This window comes from Ruegeria sp. K7 (genome assembly GCF_056531785.1).
This window is the reverse complement of the sequence record NZ_JBQFMJ010000019.1, coordinates 12,992-35,798: the sequence shown is the minus strand read 5'-3', so window position 1 is coordinate 35,798 and position 22,807 is coordinate 12,992. Positions and strand designations below refer to the sequence as shown.

Below are 22,807 nucleotides of genomic sequence, written 5' to 3'. Positions count from 1 at the left end.
TGCGCGCCTTAGCTTTCGTAGTCAATCGCGTGGCGCAGTTGTTTTTCGTATTCCAGCGCCTTGCCGGTTCCCAAAGCCACACAATTCAGGCTTTCATCGGCAATCGACACGGCCAGACCGGTCTGTTCGCGCAGCGCCAGGTCCAAATCACCCAACAGAGCGCCACCGCCGGTCAGCATGACGCCCCGGTCCACAATGTCCGCTGCCAGATCGGGCGGCGTGGTTTCCAGCGCCGTCATCACCGCCTCGCAAATCTGCTGGACAGGTTCGGACAGCGCCTCGGCCACCTGAGCCTGGCTGATCTCGATTTCTTTCGGGACGCCGTTCAGCAGGTCACGGCCGCGGATATGCATCGACTGGCCACGGCCATCATCGGGCATCCGGGCGGTGCCGATGGTGGTTTTGATACGCTCGGCGGTCGATTCGCCAACCAGCAGGTTCTGCTGACGACGCAGGTACGAGATGATGGCCTCGTCCATCCGGTCCCCACCGACGCGAACCGAGCGGGCATAAACGATGTCGCCCAGCGACAGAACCGCAACTTCGGTTGTACCGCCACCGATATCGACAACCATGTTTCCGGTCGGATCGGTGATCGGCATTCCCGCGCCAATGGCGGCCGCAATGGGTTCAGCAATCAGACCCGCGCGACGGGCCCCTGCGGACAGAACCGACTGTCGGATTGCGCGCTTTTCGACCGGAGTCGCACCATGCGGAACACAAACGATGATTTTCGGTTTCGAGAAGGTCGAGCGCTTGTGCACCTTGCGGATGAAATGTTTGATCATTTCCTCGGCGGTGTCGAAATCGGCAATGACCCCTTCGCGCATCGGGCGAATGGCCTCAATGGAACCGGGGGTCCGGCCCAGCATCAGCTTGGCGTCTTCGCCCACAGCCAGCACTTTCTTCACGCCATCCTTGACGTGATAGGCGACCACAGAGGGTTCGGACAGAATGACGCCGCGCCCTTTGACATAAACCAGCGTGTTCGCCGTCCCAAGGTCAATGGCCATGTCCGCTGTGAACAGGCCGCCCAGATTGCCAAAGATCCCCATGTTTCCCCTGATCCTGTCTGTCAGAATTTTCTACTGCCCGCGACTCGACGGTTCCGGGACGGATGACTTATAGGGTGCCAACACGCCCGATTAAAGGCCTGATTCCGTGACAATCAGCGCCTTTTCGCCTCATTGATAGGGACTTTAGAAGGCAAAATGCTTTCATATCAACATATTTACCACGCCGGGAATCTGGCGGACGTGCAAAAGCACGCTTTGCTGGCCTGGACGCTGCGTTATCTGACGCAAAAAGACAAACCGCTGAGCTACATCGAAACCCACGCCGGACGCGGGCTATACCACCTGGACTCGGAGGAGGCCCGCAAAACCGGCGAAGCGGACGCGGGCATCGAAAGGGCGCGGCGCGAGGCCTGGTTCGATCCGGAACACCCGCTGGCCCGGGCAATCTCGGACATACAGGCCCGGTATGGACCGGCCTGTTACCCGGGTTCTCCCATGATCGCAGCCAGCCTGTTACGCCCACAGGACAATTTGCATTTCGCGGAACTGCACCCACAGGAATACGCGGCCCTTTCAGGCGCGCTTACGGCCCGAAACGCACGGGTGTATCGGCAGGATGGCTATGAACTGGCGCAGTCCCTGCTGCCGCCCACGCCGCGTCGTGGAATGTTGCTGATCGATCCCAGCTACGAGGTGAAGGCCGAATATGGTCGTTTACCGGGGATCGTCGCCAAACTGCACCGCAAGTGGAATGTCGGGGTGATCGCGCTGTGGTACCCGATTCTGGCCGATGACCGTCATAAGCCTATGCTGGCAGCCCTGACCAATCAGGCATTGCCAAAGGTGATACGCCACGAAGTGATCTTTCCGCCGGCCCGGGAAGGGCACAACATGATCGGTTCAGGGATGTTCATAGTCAACGCACCCTACGGTTTCGAAGATGAAACCGCACGGCTTACGGCCCTGTTCGACAGGATCTGAGAGACGTTCGCGCAAACAACGGGGGAACCCCCGCCCCGTTTGCCGACATCAAAGATGCAGTCAATTGGTTTGGGCCCGGCACCGCGCCAAAGCGCGGCGCCGGGCCCAAAGCCGCAAGGTGGTTCTGCGCAGCCGGACCGCCGCGGGTGCGGGAGCATTCGCGCCCTTCAGGTCAGGTCCTTGTAGCTGATCTCACGCGTGTCCGCCCCGGGCCCGGCTTTTGCACGGCGCACGACCAGGCGGTTGAGAGCATGGATATAAGCCTTGGCCGAGGCCACAACAGTGTCGGTATTCGCCGATTGGCCGGTTGCAATCATGCCATCCTCTTCCAGCCGCACCGAAACAGTGGCCTGGGCGTCCGTCCCTTCGGTTACGGCATGCACCTGATAGAGCTGCAGATGAGCCTCGTTCGGGAAAATCGCGCGGATTGCCCTGAACGTCGCATCAACCGGGCCGTCACCGTATTCCGTGGCGATGACATCCTTTCCGTCAACCTCAAGCTCAACCGTCGATTCTGCCTGACCTCCGGTGCCGCAGGTGACTTTCATCGACACCAGTTGCAGAAAGTCGTTCGCTTCGTCATCATCCAGCGTCATCAGCGCGATGATGTCGTCGTCAAAGACCTCTTTCTTGCGGTCAGCCAGATCCTTGAACCGAACAAAGATGTCCTTGAGCTGGTTGTCACCGACCTCATAGCCCAGCGTGTTCAGCTTGTCCCGCAATGCCGCGCGGCCCGAGTGCTTGCCCAAGGGCAGCGAAGTACCGGACAATCCCACATCCTCGGGGCGCATGATCTCAAAATTGTCGCGGTTTTTCAGCATCCCGTCCTGATGGATACCGCTTTCATGGGCAAAGGCGTTCTTGCCGACAATGGCCTTGTTGAACTGCACGTTGAAGCCCGACACCGTGGCGACCCGGCGCGAGATATGCATGATCTTGGTGGTATCGATCCCGGTGCGGAACGGCATGATGTCGTTGCGGGTCCGCATGGCCATCACAACTTCTTCCAGCGCGGTATTGCCCGCACGTTCGCCAAGGCCGTTGATGGTGCATTCGATCTGACGCGCCCCGCCGATCACGGCCGCCAGAGAGTTCGCGGTCGCCATCCCCAGGTCATTGTGACAGTGGGTCGCGAACACGACTTCATCTGCGCCGGGAACGGCTTCGATCAGGCGCTTGATCAGATCGGCGGATTCCAGTGGTGCCGTATAACCGACAGTGTCGGGTATGTTGATCGTGGTTGCGCCTGCCTTGATCGCGATCTCGATAACGCGGCACAGGTAATCCCATTCCGTCCGGGTCGCGTCCATTGGCGACCACTGCACATTCTCGCACAGGTTGCGGGCATGGCTGACCGTTTCATGGATCTTTTCCGCCATCTCGTCCTGCGTGAGGTTCGGAATGGCGCGATGCAGCGGAGAGGTGCCGATGAATGTATGAATGCGGTTCTGTTCGGCGTGTTTGATCGCCTCCCAGCAGCGGTCGATATCCGCGAAATTTGCGCGGGCCAGACCGCAGATGCGACTGTTTTTTGAACGTTGGGCGATTTCGGACACCGCTTTGAAGTCACCCTCAGAGGCGATTGGAAAACCGGCCTCGATGATGTCGACGCCCATGTCGTCCAGCAGCTCGGCGATCTCAAGCTTTTCGTCATGGGTCATGGTGGCGCCGGGGCTTTGCTCGCCGTCGCGCAAAGTGGTGTCAAAGATCAAGACGCGGTCTTGGTCGGTCACGTTGGTCATGGGATTCTCTTTCTTCTTCTGTCCTAAAGCCTATGGCGCGCGGGCGTCCTCCTCTGAGCGGGCGCGCCGAATGGCACGCTCAGAGGCGGATTAGGATCAGTAGGCCACGCAGCGACGCACCGCAAAAAGCGGTGTCGGCATAAGGGATATCTGCGCGGTTGATCATGACTGTGAGGTTATACAGAGCCCGCAAGGAATGAAAAGAACCAATTTGCGATCCTCTGACCGGACCCGGCCTTTTCAGCCGGGCATTGATTCAGACGGGTATCCTTCTAGGTTGGCGCACATGAAATCAGCATTGATCATCGGCTCAAGCGGAGGAATTGGACGCGCCATTTGCAGGCAGCTGGACCTGCAACAGGTCAGCGTGACCGGGTTGTCCCGCTCTGCCGGTGGATTTGACATGACGAAACCCGACACAGTTCACTCCGCGCTGGACAAGCTTCAGGGCCCGTTTGATCTGGTGCTGGTCGCCACGGGCGCGCTTGAGATCGATGGCCACGGGCCGGAAAAGACCATCCGGTCGCTGTCTTCAACGGCGATGATGGACCAGTTCGCGTTGAACGCGGTTGGGCCAGCCCTTGTGCTTAGCCACGCAAATCGGTTGCTGCCCCGGGATCGGCGTTCCGTATTTGCCATCTTGTCCGCGCGCGTCGGTTCCATCGGGGACAACCGGCTTGGGGGATGGATCAGCTACCGCGCCGCAAAGGCAGCGGTCAATCAGATCACGCGCACCGCTGCAATTGAACTGGAACGCACGCATAAACAGGCGATTTGCGTGGCGCTGCACCCCGGTACGGTCAAAACCGAGTTTACGCGGAAATATCTGGGGCGGCACCCGGCGGTCGAACCGGATGAAGCTGCCCGCAATCTGCTGTCCGTCATCGAAGGATTAACGCCTGCGGATAGCGGCGGCTTTTTTGACTGGGCCGGTGAACGGATACCCTGGTAGGTAAGGGTCACCCATCCGAAGCGGCCGGTTCCTCTGCGTTTTCCTGCGTTGGTTCATCCGCATCCGTGGCGTCCTGGGATTCGTCAGCCTTTTCCGCCAGCGCACCATTTTCCCAGACACCGGTTTCTTCCAGCCCGTTGGCATATTTCATGGTGCCGTTGCCTTGCCGTTTGTTGTCAACAAAGCTGCCTTCATAAACGTCGCCGGTTGCGTAGGTGGCAATACCATCACCACTGATCTTGCCGTCAATCCAGCCGCCCGTGTAGCTGAACCCGTTTGGCGCTGTGATCGTTCCTTCGCCGTGGCGCTCACCGTTCCGGAAATCACCCTCGTAAACGGTGCCGTCAGCGAAACTGGCCTTGCCCTTGCCGTGCCGTTCGCCGTCAACCCATTCGCCCTCGTATCTGTAGCCGTTGGCAAATGTCAGAACGCCCTGGCCATGGCTGCGGGCATTCTTGAATTGTCCGGTGTAGACGACGCCGCTGGGATAGGTCGCCTTGCCGTTGCCTTCGAACACGCCGGCGATCCAATCGCCTTCGTAGATCGTACCGTCCGCAAAAGTGTTCATACCCTTGCCGTGCGGCAGGTCAGCCTGAAAGTCCCCGACATAGGTTGATCCATCCGGATAGATCAACTCACCAAATCCCTCAATCTGGCCTTCGGACCACTCGCCGTTATAGTCGAACCCGTCCGCGCCGAGAAACCGGCCTTTGCCGTGGCGGCGATCATCCACATAGTCGCCTTCATATGTCGCGCCATTCTTGTAGGTCGCCTTGCCTTTTCCTTCGCGCCGACCTTCGACCATGTCCCCTTCGTAGACATCGCCGTTGGCCTGGGTGAGACGGCCTTTGCCAGTGATCAGATCCTGTGACCAGTCCCCCGTGTAGATCATCCCGTCAGAAAGCGTCAGCGTACCCTGGCCATGACGCAGCCCGTTTTCGATATCGCCTTCATAGACGCCGCCTTCGGCGTAAGTTATCCGGCCTTTGCCCTGCTTCACGCCGTCGACCCAATCACCGTCATAGACATAGCCGGCAGGATCCTTGATCATGCCCTTGCCGTGATGGCGGTCATCCTTGAACTCGCCTTCATACCGCATTCCGTTTGCGTATTCGGCGATACCTGTCCCGTTGATGGATCCGCCGGCCCAATCGCCTTCGTAGCTGCCGCCATCGGCAAAAACGATCTTGCCGCGCCCCTCGGGCTGGCCTTTTGCAAACATCCCTTCATAGACCGAGCCATTGGCGTAGCGCGCGATGCCCTTGCCCTTGATCTCGCCTTCGAACCATTCACCGGAATACTCGAAACCGTCAGGCAGGCGATACGTGCCGGTCCCATGACGTAGTCCATTTTCAAACGTGCCCTCGTAGACGCCGCCAACCTCGTCATCGGCGATGATGACGTCGTCACCCTGCGCGGCCACGTTGACCGCCGTCAGGGCCAAAAGTGAAACGGCTATAGATATGCGAAACAAGTTCATGGGTTTTCACGCCTGGCCGGTCATGCTTTGAATGCGTTCTGTTGCGCAAAACTAAGGCACCACTCAGGGCAGGGCAACGGCTTTTGCCGCATTTGTCTTTTCCTCACGGTGCGATCTGGTAAATGGCAATAGGACAGTCGAGGGCAAGAGGGCAGTATGGCCGACCGTTTCCGCATCACTCTGGCGCAACTCAACCCCGTTGTCGGGGATATCGACGGCAATGCTGCCAAAGCCCATGCCGCCTGGGAACAAGGGCGCGATGCAAAGGCCGATCTGGTGGCGTTGCCCGAAATGTTCATCACCGGGTACAACACGCAGGATCTGATCCTGAAGCCGGTGTTTCACCAAGCGGCCATGGCTGCGGTCGAATCGCTTGCTGAACGCTGCGCCGATGGGCCGGCGCTGGCAATTGGCGGTCCGTGGGTCGAGGATGGCAAACTGTTCAACGCCTATCTGATCCTCAAGGGCGGGCGGATTTCCAGCAAAGTCCTGAAACATCACCTGCCCAATGAAACGGTTTTCGACGAAGTCCGCCTTTATGACGCCGGACCGCTGGGTGGCCCCTATTCGGTGGGCAACACCCGCATCGGCAGCCCGATTTGCGAAGACAGCTGGCACGAGGATGTAACCGAAACGCTGGCAGAAACCGGCGCCGAGTTTCTGCTGATCCCCAACGGATCACCGTATTTCCGCGACAAATACGACATACGCCTGAACCACATGGTGGCGCGCGTTGTCGAAACCGGACTGCCGCTGATCTACCTCAACATGGTGGGCGGTCAGGACGACCAGGTTTTTGACGGCGGAACATTCGGCCTGAATCCGGGTGGAGAGCTGGCTTTCCGGATGCCCGTGTTTGATGAAGCGATCACACATATTGATCTGGAACGTGGCGAAGATGGCTGGCGCATTGCACCGGCAGAAATCTTGCCGCAACCGGATGAATGGGAACAGGATTATCGCGCAATGGTTCAGTCCTTGCGCGATTACATGGGGAAAACCGGGTTCGGCAAAGCCCTGCTTGGTCTGTCAGGCGGCATCGATTCCGCGCTGGTGGCGGCAATAGCGGTGGATGCGCTCGGGTCGGAAAACGTGCGCTGCGTGATGCTGCCGTCGGAATATACCAGCCAGGCCTCGCTGGACGACGCCGAGGCCGTCGCAAGGGCGTTGGGCGTGCACTACGATTTTGTTCCGATCTCGGAAAGCCGCGCCGCTGTCACCAATTCGCTCGCCCCGTTGTTTGAAGGTCGAAACGAAGACCTGACCGAAGAGAATGTTCAGTCTCGCCTGCGTGGACTTCTGCTGATGGCGATTTCGAATAAGTTTGGCGAGATGCTGCTGACAACCGGCAACAAATCCGAGGTCGCGGTGGGATATGCCACCATTTATGGCGACATGAACGGCGGTTACAATCCGATCAAGGATCTGTACAAGACCCGCGTGTTCGAGACCTGCCGCTGGCGCAATGCCAATCATCGCGACTGGATGATGGGACCAGCGGGTGAGGTCATCCGCCCGTCAGTTATCGACAAGCCCCCAAGCGCAGAGCTGCGCGAGGACCAGAAGGACAGTGACAGCCTGCCCAACTATCCGGTTCTGGATGCCATCCTGGAGATCCTGGTCGACCAGGACGGCTCGATCGCCGATTGCGTGGCGGCAGGTTTTGACGAGGCCGAGGCCCGTCGGGTCGAACATCTGATCTACATCAGCGAGTACAAGCGGTTTCAGTCTGCGCCGGGAACAAGGCTGACCAAACGCGCCTTCTGGTTGGATCGCCGGTATCCCATCGTGAATCGGTGGCGTGACACCGATTGAGTATCGGAACTGACCGTCGCGATTATGGGCAGAATACGTTCCCATAATTGAGCAACGGGAAACAGTTCCATCAAAAATCGTCCCTTTGTTTGCTAAGATGGTCAGTTTGAACGGTTTTTTGCCGTCCGTTGCCGCTGCAGGCTTGTCCGATTGACAATGTTTTGCCACATTTAAGCTGCAATGCCGCCGCATGTGGGGCGAGTGTAACGCATTTCTGGCAGAACAAGTTTTCAGGCGATGTGTTGGATTCAAGTGTGGCGCATTGATCTGCGAATGTCTGAGTTAACGGTTTGGTGTTACAATGCATGAGGAATATGAAAGGCCGTATTACCCGTATCTGCGTCTAAGGACGATGGAGTCCCCGGCGCAGGAATTGGACGAGGCCGAGTTGGAGGCCGCAATTGCCGCGGTCATGTGTGAGGAACTCTCGCAAAGCACTCCGTCGCTTCAAACTGTACGTTCCGAGTTTCCGGTGCTGGCTTCGGCTGAAGAGATTTCGGAGCAGGCTGAACCTCAGCCAACCGGCCTGACGGCGACACTTCGTCAGAAGTGGGCCGAGTTTTCGGGCGCGGCGTAGTCCAGCTCATAGCTTTTCGCTGGAAACTTAGATCGCATTGCTTTCAATTGCGGCTCGAGCTGGAGGGCGCGATCGAAAGCAACTGCGCCACGCCCCCGGATCGCCTCTGATACACCGCGAACGGTCGCCAAATCATGAAGTCTTCGGAAAAAGAGACGGGTGCCCGGCGTCTTGTCACCGCGCCCAGAAGGCCTTCTGCTGTTTGAGCCGTTCGTGATTTCAACGTCATGACAATTTGCAACCCTCGTTACGTGCCACGGTGCTTTGCAACCGACCTACCGAACTGACAAAAATTCCGTCATTTTGACGGCTTATGGATGCAATTCGTCAGATTGGTCCCTATGAAGCGTAACCCCTTTCAGGCATTTTCCACGCAAGACAGTTTTTGTGGAGAAACTGATGTCCTGGAATATTTGTGTCATCGGGGCCGGCAAGATCGGCCAGATGATCGCGACGCTTTTGAAAGGGTCGCCGAATTACAGTGTTACCGTTGCGGATCATGACCTGAAAGCCTTGGGCGATATCGCGAAAATAGGCGTTGGCACCAAACAGTTCGACGCCACTGACGCGGACGGCATGGCCAAAGAGCTAACGGGATTTGATGCCGTCATTTCGGCAGCACCGTTCTTTCTGACCCCGACCATTGCCAAGGCAGCCAAGGCTGCGGGCGCGCATTATTTCGACCTGACCGAAGATGTCGCCGCAACCCAGGCGGTGCGCGAGCTTGCCGAGGGCAGCCAGACGGCGTTCATGCCGCAATGCGGCCTGGCACCTGGCTTTGTCGGGATTGCCGGCGCTTCTCTGGCGGCAGAGTTTGACGAGATCGACAGCCTGCATATGCGGGTGGGCGCATTGCCGCTGTATCCGACAAATGCGCTGAAATATAATCTGACCTGGTCAACCGACGGGCTGATCAACGAATACTGCAACCCGTGCGATGCCATCGTGAACGGCAAGCTGGTCAAGACTGCACCGCTGGAAGATTACGAGGTTCTGGGCCATGACGGCGTGGAATACGAGTGCTTCAACACTTCGGGTGGCTTGGGCACATTGCCGGAAACGCTGGAAGGCAAGGCGCGGGCCGTGTCCTATCGCTCGATCCGCTATCCGGGCCATTGCGACATTCTGAAATTGCTTCTGAACGATCTGGGGCTGGAACGCCGCCGCGATCTGCTGAAAGAGATTTTCGAAGCCGCATTGCCCCGCACCGACCAGGACGTCGTTCTGGTTTACTGCACCGCCAAGGGCAGGATTGACGGGGTGCTGCGCGAGAAGTCCCTGATCAACAAGTCCTTTGCCCGCACTATCAACGGACAGGTCTGGAGCGCCATTCAGGTCACCACCGCCGCAGGTGTTCTGGGCGTAGTTGACCTGATGCGCATTGGCGCACTGCCCGCGAAGGGGTTTGTCCGGCAGGAACAGGTCAAACTTGATGACTTCCTCAACACCGAATTCGGCCAGCTTTATCGCGCTGGTGACGTCACCAAACAGAACAAGGCAGCCTGAGATATGAAAGACATTGTGATGACAGCCCAAACCACGCTTGCGAATTTGGATCTGACCGAGGCCGAACTGAACGGCGGCACGCTCAAGGTGACGTCTCCGATCGATGGCAGCCTGCTGGCCCAAGTTCACGAGACACCGGTTGCGGAGATGGACGCTGTTTTTGCCCGCGCGCAATCGGCTTTCAAAGCCTGGCGTGTTGTTCCTGCGCCACGCCGCGGCGAGTTGATCCGCCTGCTGGGCGAAGAACTGCGGGCCGCCAAGGATGATTTGGGCGCTCTGGTCAGCTGGGAAGCTGGCAAGATCACCTCGGAAGGTCTGGGCGAAGTGCAGGAGATGATCGATATCTGCGATTTTGCTGTCGGCCTGTCGCGTCAGCTTTATGGTCTGACCATCGCCTCCGAGCGCCCCGGTCACCGGATGATGGAGACATGGCATCCGGCCGGTCCCGTCGGCGTGATCTCGGCCTTCAACTTCCCGGTCGCGGTCTGGTCCTGGAACGCGGCGCTGGCCCTGGTCTGCGGCGATCCGGTGATCTGGAAGCCGTCCGAGAAGACGCCGCTGACCGCCATGGCCTGCCAGAAGATTTTCGAACGCGCGCTGGCCCGGTTCGGCGATGCGCCTGACGGCCTGCTGCAAACCCTGATCGGAGGCGCCGCGCTGGGTGAAGCGCTGGTGGCCAGCGAGGATGTTCCGGTGATCTCGGCCACCGGTTCGACCCGCATGGGCCGCGCGGTGGCCCCCATCGTGGCGCAACGTTTCGGCAAGTGCATTCTGGAGCTGGGCGGAAACAACGCAATGATCGTTGGCCCTTCGGCCGATCTGGAAATGGCGGTTCGCGCCATCGTGTTCTCGGCTGTTGGCACCGCCGGTCAGCGCTGCACCACCCTGCGTCGCCTGATCGCACACAACTCGATCCGCGAGGAACTGGTGAGCCGTCTGAAGAAGGCCTATGCCGGTCTGCCCATCGGCAATCCGCTGGCCCAAGGCACCCTGGTCGGCCCGCTGGTGGATGAAGCCTCGGGCGCGGCCATGACCGCGGCGCTGGAGGCCGCAAAAGCCGAGGGCGGAACTGTCTTTGGCGGCAATCGGGTGACCGAAAACGTGCCGGCCGGCGTCTACATGGAACCTGCTATCGTCGAAATGCCCGGTCAAAGCGCGGTGGTGAAGACCGAAACCTTTGCGCCGATCCTTTATGTCATGGGATATGACGACTTTGCCGAAGCGCTGGACATTCAGAATGATGTGCCGCAGGGCCTGTCATCCTGCGTGTTCACCCTGAACATGCGCGAGGCCGAGCAATTCCTGACCGCGGCCGGATCGGATTGTGGCATTGCCAACGTCAACATCGGACCTTCCGGCGCCGAGATCGGTGGCGCGTTTGGCGGTGAAAAAGAAACCGGCGGCGGGCGCGAAAGTGGCTCGGATGCCTGGAAGGCATACATGCGCCGCCAGACCAACACCGTGAACTACTCGGCCGAACTGCCGTTGGCGCAGGGCGTCAAGTTCGACATTTAGGCTTTCGTCAATTGAGATTGGCCGATTAGCCGATCTGACAGGTCAAGGATACAGAACTGAAATTCCCCTGGGTGCAGATGCTTGGGGGAATTTTGTTTCGAATGGGTTTTGCGAGCTTCTGCTCCAAGATGCCTGTAATGCGCTTCCGCTACATTCCGGAAAGCCCCGCATTGGTGTTCAACAGAAACTGGCGAAAGATCGGACTGCTCGCCGCGCCTATGCCGCGCGCGTTTTCCCCGACCGCTGCACTTTCAACGACCGGCGGGATCAACCCCCGCTTGTCCTGGTTGGCCAGATAGCGACGCACCCTTGAAACCAGTTCTTCCCTGACCTTCGGCGGGAATGCCCCATCTATGAAGATTGCCTCGAAATCAATGACAGCACAGATCGAAAGCGCGGCTTTGGCCAATTCCTGAGCTGTCGTGCCAATCCACGGCTCAACATACCGGGAAATGCTGCTCCAATCCTGCGGCTTCTTCCAGAGAATGCCCGGATCGACGCCCGCTTCGACCAGCCTGTCCTCAAGCAAAAACAGCGAGGCGGTGTCGATAAGCTGCTGGCTTTCGCCCAGGGGGCCGGTGGTGCGCATCGCGCCCAGGGCCCCGGCGTTGCCCTGGTTGCCCTCGAACACCGTGCCATTCAAAGCGACCCCGCCGCCGATCATCGAGCCGATGAAAAAGTAGAAATAGTCGTGGTATTCCGCGCCGCGACCGTAGAGATGTTCGGCGTGACACGCTGCTGTTGCATCGTTGACGACAAAAACAGGCAAACTGCTGAACCTGGCCACCTCGGTAAAGAAGTTTACGTTCTTCCAGGACCGGAACTGTTTGGCCGCCAGCCCCGTCAGGTCGTGCCACTTCCAAAGCTCGAATGGGGTGCCAATTCCAATCCCGCACACGCGGTCCCGCAGTTTCCGGGGCTCATGCGCCAAAAGCGTTTCCAGGCCAGCCTCCAGAAACCCGAATACGGCTTCTGGCAGCGGGTAGTCATAAGTGGTGGAAAGCTGGCGGCGCGGCTTGCCTGTAAAGTCGATCAAAAGCAGGTCTGCACTGCGCCGCCCAATCTTCATGCCGACCGAAAGGATGCCTTCCGGGTTCAACTCCATCGGGACCGAAGGCTTGCCAACTTTCCCACGTAAAGGGGTTCCACGTTTGAGAATCTCATCCTTTTCAAGTTTGCGCAGGATGATTGAAACGGTCTGAGGAGAAAGGCCGGTCAACCGGGCAACATCCGCACCCGCTGCCGGTCCATGGCGTTGTAAAACCGTCAAAATCAGGCGCTCGTTATGATCGCGAACACCGCTTTGACTTACCCCGCCGGTCAGCATTCTAAGTGCTTCTTTCTCCATAATCCCGAACATAACCACCTTGTTTTCTTATGAAAAGATATCTGATCGAATTAATAAATAAACTTTATTTACTTATTGACATCGAGGCTCGAATCGCGGTTTGTTGAATACGACCTGCATTGGAGGATGGAGGTAGGTCTCGCTGGCGCGCCATGCGGGACGACGATGATTTTATGGGAGGACAACATGAGAAATTTACTCAAGCTTGCCGCATCGGCGACTGCACTCACACTGGCTGCCGCATCTGCGCAAGCGGCCGGTGAGACCGTCTGCCTGATCACCAAGACTGACACCAATCCATTTTTTGTAAAAATGAAGGAGGGTGCGACAGCGAAGGCGGAAGAGCTTGGCATGACCCTGAAGGCTTTTGCCGGCAAAATCGATGGCGACCACGAAACTCAGGTCCAGGCGATTGAAACCTGCATCCTCGATGGCGCCAAGGGAATTCTGCTGACAGCGTCTGACACAAGTTCGATTGTCCCCGCGGTTCAGCAGGCTCGGGACGCTGGTGTTCTTGTGATCGCATTGGATACGCCGCTCAGCCCGATTGACTCGGCGGACGCGACATTTGCGACAGATAACTACAAGGCAGGTCTGCTGATCGGGCAATGGGCGAAGGCCAAAATGGGTGATGCAGCAGCGGACGCCAAAATCGCGACGCTTGATCTGAATGTCAGCCAGCCGACCGTGGACGTTCTGCGCAATCAGGGCTTCCTCGACGGGTTCGGAGTGGAATTGGCGGATCCAAATGTTATCGGCGATGAAACAGATGCACGGCTGGTCGGCAGCGACGTGACCGACGGAAACGAAGAAGGTGGACGCCGTGCCATGGAAAACCTTCTGGCCAAGGATTCAACGATTAACGTGGTTCACACGATCAATGAACCGGCGGCGGCGGGTGCCTATGAGGCTCTGAAATCCATCGGGCGTGAAAACGACGTATTGATCGTTTCGGTCGATGGCGGCTGCCCCGGCGTACAAAACGTTGAGGCCGGAGTAATCGGTGCCACAAGCCAGCAATACCCCCTGCTGATGGCGTCGCTTGGTGTTGAGGCCGTGAAGAAATGGGCCGACGTGGGCGTGAAGCCAGAAAACACACCCGGTAAAGACTTCTACGATACCGGCGTTGCGCTGATTACCGATCAGCCCGTTGATGGTGTGGAATCGATTTCGGTCGCTGAAGGCTTGGAGCTCTGCTGGGGCTAAGCGCAGGCCTGTTGGATGAGGCGCGCCGAAGCGCCTCATCATTCCTTTCGCCAGCAAACCGAAACTTCCTGTACACTAATCTCGTGGGCGGCATAACGCCCACGAAAAGGGGGAGATATGTCCGAAGCAAACCAAAGCGCCCAGGGATTTGAATCCGCAGCCAGCAAAACAGAAACTGTTGCGACTTTTGAGGATCATCGCCACGGCGTTCTGGGGAAGTTGCAGCATCTTCTGCATGTTAACCCGTCCTTTGTGCCGCTAATCGTCCTGGTCGGTGCGATTTTGATTTTCGGACTGCTTTTGGGCTCAAAGTTCTTTTCGCCCTTCGCGATGACCCTGATCCTTCAGCAGGTGCAGATCGTCGGCATCGTGGCCGCAGCGCAAAGCCTGGTCATTCTGACCGCTGGCATCGATCTGAGCGTCGGCGCGATCATGGTGTTTTCTTCTGTCATCATGGGGCAGTTTTCCTTCCGATACGGCATTCCGGTGCCAATTGCCGTTATGTGCGGATTGGCCGCCGGAACCATGATCGGAGCGCTCAATGGCTGGCTTGTCAGTCGCGTCAAGCTTCCCCCCTTCATCGTCACACTTGGAATGTGGCAGATCGTTCTGGCCACAAATTTCCTGTATTCCGCGAACGAAACCATTCGCAGTCAGGACATCGAGGCAAACGCCCCCTTCCTTCAGTTCTTCGGCACCAAGTTCAGCATCGGTGGAGCAACCTTCACCGTTGGCGTCATATTCATGCTCGTGCTGATCTTTGTGTTGGCCTACGCGCTCAAACACACGGCCTGGGGCCGACATGTCTACGCAGTGGGGGACGATCCAGAAGCCGCAGAACTATCAGGGGTCAATGTCCACAGAACATTGATGTCGGTCTACATGTTGTCCGGTCTGATCTGTGCTTTCGCTGGCTGGGCTCTGATCGGGCGTATCGGATCGGTCTCGCCGACATCCGGGCAATTGGCCAACATCGAAAGCATCACCGCGGTTGTGATCGGGGGTATCTCGCTGTTTGGGGGGCGCGGTTCAATTCTGGGATCCCTGTTTGGTGCCCTGATCGTCGGCGTCTTCACGCTTGGCCTCAGGCTACTGGGCGCGGACGCACAGTGGACCTTCCTGCTTATCGGACTCCTCATCATCGCGGCGGTTGCGGTTGACCAGTGGATCAGAAAGGTATCGGGCTGATGTCAGACACAACTCCAGTCGTCCAGGGCCGCGGGATCGTAAAACGCTATGGCCATGTAACCGCCATCGACCATTCCGATTTTGAGCTGCGTCAGGGCGAAATCCTGGCGGTCATCGGGGATAACGGCGCGGGCAAATCATCCATCGTCAAAGCAATCTGCGGCGCCACGATCCCGGATGAGGGCGATATCCTGATAGAGGGGAAGAAGGTCAACTTCACCTCTCCGATTGACGCGAGGAACATGGGGATCGAGATCGTCTATCAGCAGCTTGCGATGTCCCCTGCCCTTTCGATTGCGGATAACATGTTCATGGGCCGCGAGATCCGCAAACAGGGCTTCATGGGAAAATACCTGCGTCAGCTCGACCGGCCAGCCATGGAGAAGTTCGCGCGTGACAAGCTGACCGAGCTTGGTTTGATGACCGTTCAATCGATCAATCAGGCAGTCGAAACCCTGTCCGGAGGCCAGCGCCAGGGCGTGGCCGTTGCCCGTGCCGCTGCGTTTGCGACCAAGTTCATCATCATGGACGAACCAACAGCCGCACTGGGTGTGAAAGAAAGCCGCAAGGTGCTTGAACTCATCCAGGATGTTCGGGCGCGGGGCATTCCGATCATCCTGATCAGCCACAACATGCCCCATGTTTTCGAAGTCGCCGATCGTATTCACGTACACAGGTTGGGCAAACGGCTCTGCACAATCGATCCCAAGGACTACACGATGTCCGACGCGGTCGCTTTCATGACCGGCGCGAAGGAACCCCCGAAAGAGGACGCCGCGTGATCGAGCAGGACGTAAAACACGTTTGCGACCTGATCGCCGCCCGACGGCAGGCCGGTGCCCGGATGATTGTCGCAATCGCCGGCCCCCCTGCATCCGGAAAATCGACCCTGGCGGAGGCCGTCGTTCAATCGCTCAACACTGATCAGGGCTCGGGGGTTCCACAGGCAACGCTGGTGCCCATGGACGGTTATCATCTGGACAACCGCGTCCTTGAAGCACGGGGACTACTGGCAAAAAAAGGTGCCCCGGAAACCTTCGATGCGGTTGGGTTCTGCAAGGCGATCAAGGGCTTGCAGTCCGCGCAGCATGAAGTCTTTCACCCAAAGTTCGACAGGCAGATGGATCTGGCGATTGCAAACGCGATTGCCGTTCATCCAGAAACTCCGATTGTCGTCGTTGAGGGGAACTACCTTCTGATGGACAGTGATCCCTGGAATGCATTGGCGGATGTCTTTGCTCTGACGGTTTTTGTCAGCCCGACATTGGAAGAACTCGAAAGCAGACTGCAACAACGGTGGATCAAACACGGCCTCGACCCCGTAACGGCACTGCAACGCGCAACCGGGAACGACCTGCCCAACGCCGAACTGGTTCTTGGAAAAAGTCGGAAGGCCGATCTGGTCCTAAATCAGAACTACACCGAATTCGGCGTGCGCTACGCGTTCTGAACCGGTGCGATGAGTAGTTGTGCCATCCGGTGACATCACTCGCAAGAAAGCGCGCGGCTTCTCAGGAGGCATCGATTTAGTGCGTTTCCTTTTGCGTCAATCGCCTCCATCGACCAACTGTCTCCAACCTCTCTGGTCAACATCAGGAAGCCGAAATCACTGTTGTTGACCACGAGACTTGCCAGGCTTCCGGCGACTTCAACATTGGTCAAAGCACCTGTTGGCATTGGATCCAGCTGTGTCCCGCCGTTGCCGCTTATCCCCTGCACCGGCCCATCTGCCAAATCGATTGCCTGAAACGCGTGAATATGGCCAGACAGGACAAGGTTCAATGGTCCTGGCATGGCCTCGCCAAACGCCGCGCGCTGTGTGTCGTCGCCATCGATCAGTTCACCGAAGGCACGCATGTTTACCCAAAGTGGGCGATGAGTGAGAAACCAGGTTTCGCCACTGATGTTTGCAAACAAATCCCCGGCCATTCGACCATATTCGGGCAACAGATCGGGGCTGCTTTTTGGGGCAGGACCGGCGGACGAGTCGAATGCGATCAGATCAAACCCGTCGACAGAGGCTACCCAGGGTTCAGTCACAGCCGGACAATCATCCGGAACGAGACCAGGTGCAAAATACCGGAACCACCCTTTGTCGCCGCGCCCGCAACTTTCATGATTGCCTCTGACAAATATGAAGGGGGCAAGAGCGAACAGGGTTTCGGCCGGGTCCAACCAATCTGCAGACCAGGCCCGGAAATTGTCACCAAAAGGGGAACCACCGCACTTTTCCGGGTCTGGGCACTCACTTGACCGGTACAGGTAATCGCCAACGTGGATGATCAGATCCGGTGATCTGGATGCAATTTCTGCCGCGATCGATTCCAATGGCCAGGCAACCGGGTCATTGCAGGCCTGAGCCCTGCCGCCCCGAATGCGGCAGCCGGTATCTCCAATCACGACAATCCGCTGGACGCTTGGATTTAGAATTGGCAGCGCGTTTCCCTCAAGCATTATCTGTTGCGCCCTTTTTGGCGCGCGATGCTCGCAGACGATTTCCGGAAACTGGCTGTCTGGTATCGCCCTTTTGTTCATGGCGACCAAATGGCCATCGACTTGCAAGTTGGGGCAGTCAGGCGATGTAGAGGTTGCGCGTACAACAACTTCGTCATCGGGCCCAAGCTGGACCCAACGGTGCACTACATCAGCGACAGAAGACGCAGCGCCGAAACAAAACAAACACCATACCCAGAAAACGAGTGAACCGATCCTGACCAACACGCGGGCACCTCTTTCGAAGAATGTCACAAATCTACGATCGACCTTTCGAAAGTCCAGTGAATTGAAATCCGGTTGATGCTGGCCGGAAGGAGCAGCTGCAAAGCAGTATTAGGGTTGGTGACCAAGTCCAATAGCTGTCAACGAAGAGTTTAATCCTAATCAGGACAACTGATCTATAGAATTGGATGACTGCCGTGTCCGCGAAGCGGGCTCTCACAATGCTTCGGTTGATGGTCGCAATGACCCCGGAATGGACTATTGGCAATGCGCCCTTTCCCCGAGCTTGGAAACTTGGAAATAACTCACTGTGCGCGTCAGGATTCAATTGGCGCATAGCTTCCGTCCTCGCGATGAACCTCCCTCCCGGTGAGGGGCGGGTTGAAGACGCAGACGAGCCGGAGGTGACCGTCCAGAGCTTGTACCAGGTGTCTGTCGTTTTGATCCAAAGCGTATAGCGTGAAAGGTTCCAGTGCGTACCATTTCGCTTCGCCAAATCGCCTGATCTGACCTCTGCCTTCGATACAGTAGCAGGCTTCCAGGTGATGGGTGTATTCAAGCTCGAGGACCGCATCCTTTTCGATGATTGTATCGGTCATCGAAAATCCCATGCCATCGGACGCGAGCAAAAGCCGTCTGCTGTTCCATCCCGGGCCGGTAATATCCCGCTCTGTCCCGACAATACCTTCGAGCGATCTTACGATCATGCCTTTACCTTCCCAAAGTCATCGAACCGCACGGTTCATCCCTCCATCCGACAGGATGTTCTGCCCGTTAATGTAACGCGCTCCTTCCGAGGCAAGGAAGACACAGGCTTGGCCGATCTCGGCGAATGTTGCCGGGCGTTGCGCGGGGATGGACCGTCTTGCAATATCGGACAGATTCACGTTCTCGCAAAAACCGGGCATCAGGTTGTTCATGTTGATGTTGTGGCGGGCATACCGATCTCCGAACAGCTTGGCGAAACTATGCAGCGCACCGCGCAGCATGCTCATCGGGTAGGGCGCGCGCGGTTCAACCGTGTTCATGGACGATATGTTCACGAATGAACCGCCGCCTTGTTCAATCATGATCGGGGTCACAATGCGCGCTAGCTTGACCACGTTCAGAACATACATGTCGAGACTTTCGTGCCATAGCTCATCCGGCAATTCCAGCAACGGCCCGTCGAAGTCCGGATCAAAGCCAACCGTCTTGATTGCCTCTGGTACGCCGCCACCATGGCCCATGTTACTGACGACGGCATCGATCCTTCCGTACTTATCGAGTGTGGCGTCCACCATCGCTTGCAGATCATCGGTGTCGAGGACCGAACCCTGGCGTCCAATCCCGCCCAATTCCTCTGCCAAGGCTTTGGATCGCGTCGATGGGGACATCAGCGAGACCTTGTAGCCCGCTTTCGCCATCTCGACGGCGCACCCTTTTCCAATGCCCTGGCCAGTTCCGGTCATCAGGGCCACTCTGACACCAGTCATCTCACTTTCTCCGCCATGAATATTTTGCCTTGTGCTGACTAAGATATGCGGAATCTAGCCTATAATAAAACGACTTTACGACACATAGATGTGAGATAAAATCACAGTCATGACGATCATCAGACATCTTCGAGCATTACAAGCCTTCGACGCAGCCGCATCACGCTTGAACATCAGCAAAGCAGCCGATGACCTTGGCGTGACGCATGGCGCGGTAAGCCGCCAGATCAAGCAACTTGAGCAATACCTGGATGTTAGGTTGCTGCGAAGACTGCCGGGTGGTGTCGAACTCACTGATGCAGGGTCACGTCTGCATCTGGCGACACAGGACTCATTCGCAACGTTGCAACAAGGGATTGGAGCGATTAAGCGCGCGAAAACACGGCGCTCGCTCACGGTATCGCTTTCGTCTTCCCTGGCGATCAAATGGCTTGTGCCGAGGCTTCCGGAGTTCCGCAAGCGCCACCCCGGCATCTCCATTCGTCTGGATACCGATGATCAAATCACCGATTTCTTTGACAGCGAGGTCGATGTGGCCCTGCGGTACGGCGGCTATCCGTCGAGTGGGCTTTACTGCGAGCGCCTTTGGAAGGAACGCCTCGTCGTTGTTGCCGCGCCTTCCTTGGTGGCGGAAGGTCCGGTTGCCGCTGACACCATAATTCAGCTTCCACTTTTGCATGATCAGTTTCATCCACACTGGGACAAATGGGCGACACAGGCCGGAATACGCCACCCGGATGTTCAAGCGAAAAGTTCGGCTTTCCCAAATTCTGCCGTTTTGATTGCGGCTGCCATCGATGGGCAGGGTGCCATCCTTGTGCGCCAGATTCTGGTCGCTGATAACCTGGCGGCAGGACGGCTGGTCTACCTCAGTGATGTCAGCGTTGAAGACGAGAACGCCCTGTGCTTCGTTTGCCGGGACGGCGACCAACAGTCCCCTCCCATCAGTGCGCTACGCTCGTGGCTCACTGAGATCGGCTCGCCGCCGTGACCAAAAAACTAAGTGGACCGGGTATTCTGAGTGGCAGCCGAAATTTCATCACCAAGACTTCTCGCACCAAGCTTTCGCGCCGCAGCCGCAAGGCGTTTTCTAAAGGATGCTGGCTTTGTTGATAACAACCAAACGCGGCCAAAACTTTCGCGGGACGAGAGACAGAAACTCTGCAACGCGAATGATCACTTCTAAAGCAAATATCGGATCGGTCGATCCGCTCCGGATCGCCGGACCTCGTCCCGGGTCTGGTCGAACGTATCTTGGTCCGGCAAGTGAGGGACGGCGTGCAGATCAAGTGGGGGCGGACCGACAGTGACAATAAACTGGCTGGAAATGAACAAATCCGTCCTGAAGTGGCTCGTTTGGCGCAGAGTTCCGTACGAGAGGCTGCGAACACGCATTCGGTTTTGCCGATATGTCCGAATTTGACAGAACTCACTCTCGATGCTTACCTGTCAGCGACATAGCGGCATGAGTTTAAATCTATTGTCTTTTCAAGGTGCTGAGACGTCATGAACAATGCCGGCTCGAGCAGTATAGAAGCCCAGGGGTTTGATAATGGAATTGATCACTGAACAACTACGCGCCTTTCCAATAATGGCGCTTTTTTTGTGTCTGGGCCTGGGCTACGGAGTCGGGAAATTCCGGGTCGGCAAGTTTGAGCTGGGCGGCATCGCGGGTACTTTGCTTGTGGCCGTATTTGTCGGTCAGATTGGCGGCATAAACCTGAGCGCGGATGTTCAGAACGTCTTTTTTTCATTGTTTATCTTCATGGTGGGCTACAACGGTGGCCCTCAGTTTTTCGCAGCATTGAACCGCACGGCGCTGACCAAGCTTTTGGCCGCCTTTATGATGACCTTGTGGGGATTGTTCTTTGTTGTCGTCGTGGCCAGACTGGCGGGACTGGACAAAGGACTGGCTGCGGGTCTGGCGGCTGGCGGTCTGACACAATCGGCCATTATCGGAACCGCAGGAAACGCTATCGATCTGCTGGGTCTGACGTCGGATGAGGCCGAAAAGCTAAAGACAAACATCGCTGTCGGTTACTCGGTTACCTATATCTTTGGCTCAATCGGTCCGATTCTGGCCGTCAGTGTCATCCCGATCATAATGCGCGTTGACCTACGACAAGAGGCGATCAAACTGGCTCAGAAACTCAGCGGTGGTGGTCACAAGCTGGAAGAAGGCGAGTTCCTTCCAATGAACCGCTTTGAAGCCCGGGCATATCAGGTGAACGCCGATGCAGCCATTGTTGGAAAACCGGTTAAGGACATTGAGAGCGGTTACCAGGGCGATCTAGTGGTCGAACGGTTGCTGCAAAACGGTGCTCCCGTCGATCCAACACCGGAGACGTCGGTCAATGCCGGGGACGTCATCGTTGTCTCAGGCCTTGTCGCAACTCTCACTCAATTCGAAGGCACTGTCAGTGGTGAAATCGGTGAGTATCCGCCGGAACTGACAGTTGTGGAAGAGCGTCGCAACGTTGTGGTCACCAACCGCAAACTGACCGGCAAAACCCTTGCCGAACTGCGCGCGGCGCTTACAGCGGATCAGCGGCGCGGTGTCCATATCTCGAAAATCACCCGAATGGGCCATGACATACCGGTTCTGCAAAACACCGAAATCCATGCGGGTGACGAGATCAGCATCGTCGGCCATAAGGACGATCTGAATCGGGTTTCGAAGCTTGCGGGCTATGTGCCTCCGTCGGCCTCGGTCACGAATTTCGTGGCGTTGGGGATCGGTGTGGCGATCGGTTATCTGATCGGCGAGATCAGCTTTAGCATCGCAGGTACCAAAGTGGCACTGGGCTCGGGGCTAGGATGCCTCGTAACGGGGCTGATCATCGGCTATTTGCGCATCAGACGACCCAAGATTGGCGGCATTAATCGGGGTGCGGCGAATTTCCTTCAAAGTTTCGGATTGGCCGTTTTCGTGGGTGTCGTCGGCCTGAATGCCGGGCAACCTGCGCTGCAAGCGATTCAGGAATACGGCATCACCCTCCTGCTTCTGGGAATCCTGGTGACGTTGATGCCGATAATCGTACAATTCCCGATCAACTATTTTGTCCTGCGCATCAAGAACCCGGTCGAGGCCTGCGCCGTTGTAACCGGCTCACGATCCGGCAACCCGGGTTTTGCAACGCTGCTTGAAAAGACGGGCAATGCGACCCCAACGCCCGCCTTTACAATGACCTACGCCGTGGCAAACATCTTCCTGACCCTCTGGGGACCGCTGGTCGTGGCATTTGTTCCTTAAGCCGATCCTTAGGAACACGGCCCCCAAGCGCAGCG

At 57.4% G+C, this 22,807-nt stretch carries 19 protein-coding genes; 12 read left to right on the top strand and 7 right to left on the bottom strand.

The genetic code is table 11. The features are described 5' to 3' along the window. Positions 1–8: 8 nt before the first annotated feature. On the bottom strand, positions 9–1,055 hold the full coding sequence (locus ACR0FE_RS21615) for a rod shape-determining protein (protein WP_039523195.1): 1,047 nt from the start codon (positions 1,053–1,055) through the stop codon (positions 9–11). Positions 1,056–1,211: 156 nt separating this feature from the next. Here ACR0FE_RS21615 and ACR0FE_RS21610 point away from each other — a divergent pair, with 156 nt between their 5' ends. Then, positions 1,212–1,997 carry a 23S rRNA (adenine(2030)-N(6))-methyltransferase RlmJ gene (locus ACR0FE_RS21610; protein WP_480915204.1) on the top strand — a complete coding sequence of 262 codons (786 nt, stop codon included), beginning with the start codon at positions 1,212–1,214 and terminating at the stop codon, positions 1,995–1,997. Between the two features lie 167 nt (positions 1,998–2,164). On the opposite strand, the gene ACR0FE_RS21605 is transcribed toward ACR0FE_RS21610, so the two are convergent. Beyond that, positions 2,165–3,739, bottom strand: coding sequence for a 2-isopropylmalate synthase (locus ACR0FE_RS21605; protein ID WP_480915203.1), 1,575 nt, complete (start codon positions 3,737–3,739; stop codon positions 2,165–2,167). Between the two features lie 286 nt (positions 3,740–4,025). Between ACR0FE_RS21605 and ACR0FE_RS21600 the strand changes: the two genes are divergently transcribed. After that, entirely contained in the window at positions 4,026–4,691 is a 666-nt protein-coding gene (locus ACR0FE_RS21600) for an SDR family NAD(P)-dependent oxidoreductase (RefSeq protein ID WP_480915202.1), read from the top strand. Positions 4,692–4,698: 7 nt separating this feature from the next. Here the strand turns inward: ACR0FE_RS21600 and ACR0FE_RS21595 are convergent, their stop codons facing one another. Next, positions 4,699–6,171 carry a 2-isopropylmalate synthase gene (locus ACR0FE_RS21595; protein ID WP_170615741.1) on the bottom strand — a complete coding sequence of 491 codons (1,473 nt, stop codon included), beginning with the start codon at positions 6,169–6,171 and terminating at the stop codon, positions 4,699–4,701. Positions 6,172–6,327: 156 nt separating this feature from the next. Here ACR0FE_RS21595 and ACR0FE_RS21590 point away from each other — a divergent pair, with 156 nt between their 5' ends. The 4 genes from ACR0FE_RS21590 (at position 6,328) to amaB (ending at position 11,584) form a co-directional block, all read left to right on the top strand. After that, positions 6,328–7,986 carry an NAD+ synthase gene (locus ACR0FE_RS21590; protein WP_480915199.1) on the top strand — a complete coding sequence of 553 codons (1,659 nt, stop codon included), beginning with the start codon at positions 6,328–6,330 and terminating at the stop codon, positions 7,984–7,986. Positions 7,987–8,287: 301 nt separating this feature from the next. Next, positions 8,288–8,563, top strand: coding sequence for a hypothetical protein (locus ACR0FE_RS21585; RefSeq protein WP_170615745.1), 276 nt, complete (start codon positions 8,288–8,290; stop codon positions 8,561–8,563). A gap of 399 nt (positions 8,564–8,962) precedes the next feature. Then, a complete protein-coding gene (locus ACR0FE_RS21580) occupies positions 8,963–10,069 on the top strand; it encodes a saccharopine dehydrogenase family protein (protein ID WP_480915197.1) in 1,107 nt (368 codons plus the stop codon). A gap of 18 nt (positions 10,070–10,087) precedes the next feature. Further along, positions 10,088–11,584, top strand: coding sequence for an L-piperidine-6-carboxylate dehydrogenase (gene amaB / locus ACR0FE_RS21575; RefSeq protein WP_480915196.1), 1,497 nt, complete (start codon positions 10,088–10,090; stop codon positions 11,582–11,584). A gap of 148 nt (positions 11,585–11,732) precedes the next feature. Here amaB and ACR0FE_RS21570 read toward each other — a convergent pair whose 3' ends face one another. Beyond that, complete coding sequence (locus ACR0FE_RS21570; protein WP_480915194.1) at positions 11,733–12,932, bottom strand: ROK family transcriptional regulator; 1,200 nt, start codon at positions 12,930–12,932, stop codon at positions 11,733–11,735. 186 nt (positions 12,933–13,118) lie between these two features. Here ACR0FE_RS21570 and ACR0FE_RS21565 point away from each other — a divergent pair, with 186 nt between their 5' ends. The 4 genes from ACR0FE_RS21565 to ACR0FE_RS21550 all read left to right on the top strand — a co-directional run bounded on the left by ACR0FE_RS21565 (position 13,119) and on the right by ACR0FE_RS21550 (position 16,776). Next, positions 13,119–14,138 carry a substrate-binding domain-containing protein gene (locus ACR0FE_RS21565; RefSeq protein ID WP_480915192.1) on the top strand — a complete coding sequence of 340 codons (1,020 nt, stop codon included), beginning with the start codon at positions 13,119–13,121 and terminating at the stop codon, positions 14,136–14,138. A 117-nt stretch (positions 14,139–14,255) separates the two neighbouring features. After that, positions 14,256–15,326, top strand: a complete 1,071-nt coding sequence (locus tag ACR0FE_RS21560) for an ABC transporter permease (protein ID WP_170615753.1) — start codon at positions 14,256–14,258, stop codon at positions 15,324–15,326. Next, positions 15,326–16,108, top strand: coding sequence for an ATP-binding cassette domain-containing protein (locus ACR0FE_RS21555; protein WP_480441651.1), 783 nt, complete (start codon positions 15,326–15,328; stop codon positions 16,106–16,108). The genes ACR0FE_RS21560 and ACR0FE_RS21555 overlap by 1 nt, the downstream gene beginning before the upstream one ends. Beyond that, positions 16,105–16,776 (top strand): nucleoside triphosphate hydrolase, encoded by a 672-nt coding sequence (locus tag ACR0FE_RS21550; RefSeq protein ID WP_480915190.1) that lies wholly within the window; start codon positions 16,105–16,107, stop codon positions 16,774–16,776. Before ACR0FE_RS21555 ends, ACR0FE_RS21550 begins: the two co-directional genes overlap by 4 nt. Positions 16,777–16,811: 35 nt before the next feature. On the opposite strand, the gene ACR0FE_RS21545 is transcribed toward ACR0FE_RS21550, so the two are convergent. The 3 genes from ACR0FE_RS21545 to ACR0FE_RS21535 all read right to left on the bottom strand — a co-directional run bounded on the left by ACR0FE_RS21545 (position 16,812) and on the right by ACR0FE_RS21535 (position 19,519). Further along, a complete protein-coding gene (locus ACR0FE_RS21545) occupies positions 16,812–17,780 on the bottom strand; it encodes a metallophosphoesterase family protein (protein WP_480915229.1) in 969 nt (322 codons plus the stop codon). 581 nt (positions 17,781–18,361) lie between these two features. Further along, positions 18,362–18,751 (bottom strand): ectoine synthase, encoded by a 390-nt coding sequence (locus ACR0FE_RS21540; protein ID WP_480915188.1) that lies wholly within the window; start codon positions 18,749–18,751, stop codon positions 18,362–18,364. Positions 18,752–18,769: 18 nt separating this feature from the next. Beyond that, positions 18,770–19,519 (bottom strand): SDR family oxidoreductase, encoded by a 750-nt coding sequence (locus tag ACR0FE_RS21535; protein ID WP_480915186.1) that lies wholly within the window; start codon positions 19,517–19,519, stop codon positions 18,770–18,772. 109 nt (positions 19,520–19,628) lie between these two features. Between ACR0FE_RS21535 and ACR0FE_RS21530 the strand changes: the two genes are divergently transcribed. Together ACR0FE_RS21530 and aspT are read left to right on the top strand one after the other, a co-directional pair. Then, positions 19,629–20,510, top strand: coding sequence for a LysR substrate-binding domain-containing protein (locus ACR0FE_RS21530; RefSeq protein ID WP_480915185.1), 882 nt, complete (start codon positions 19,629–19,631; stop codon positions 20,508–20,510). A 561-nt stretch (positions 20,511–21,071) separates the two neighbouring features. Next, positions 21,072–22,772 (top strand): aspartate-alanine antiporter, encoded by a 1,701-nt coding sequence (gene aspT, locus ACR0FE_RS21525; protein ID WP_480915183.1) that lies wholly within the window; start codon positions 21,072–21,074, stop codon positions 22,770–22,772. The last annotated feature ends 35 nt before the right edge of the window (positions 22,773–22,807 follow it).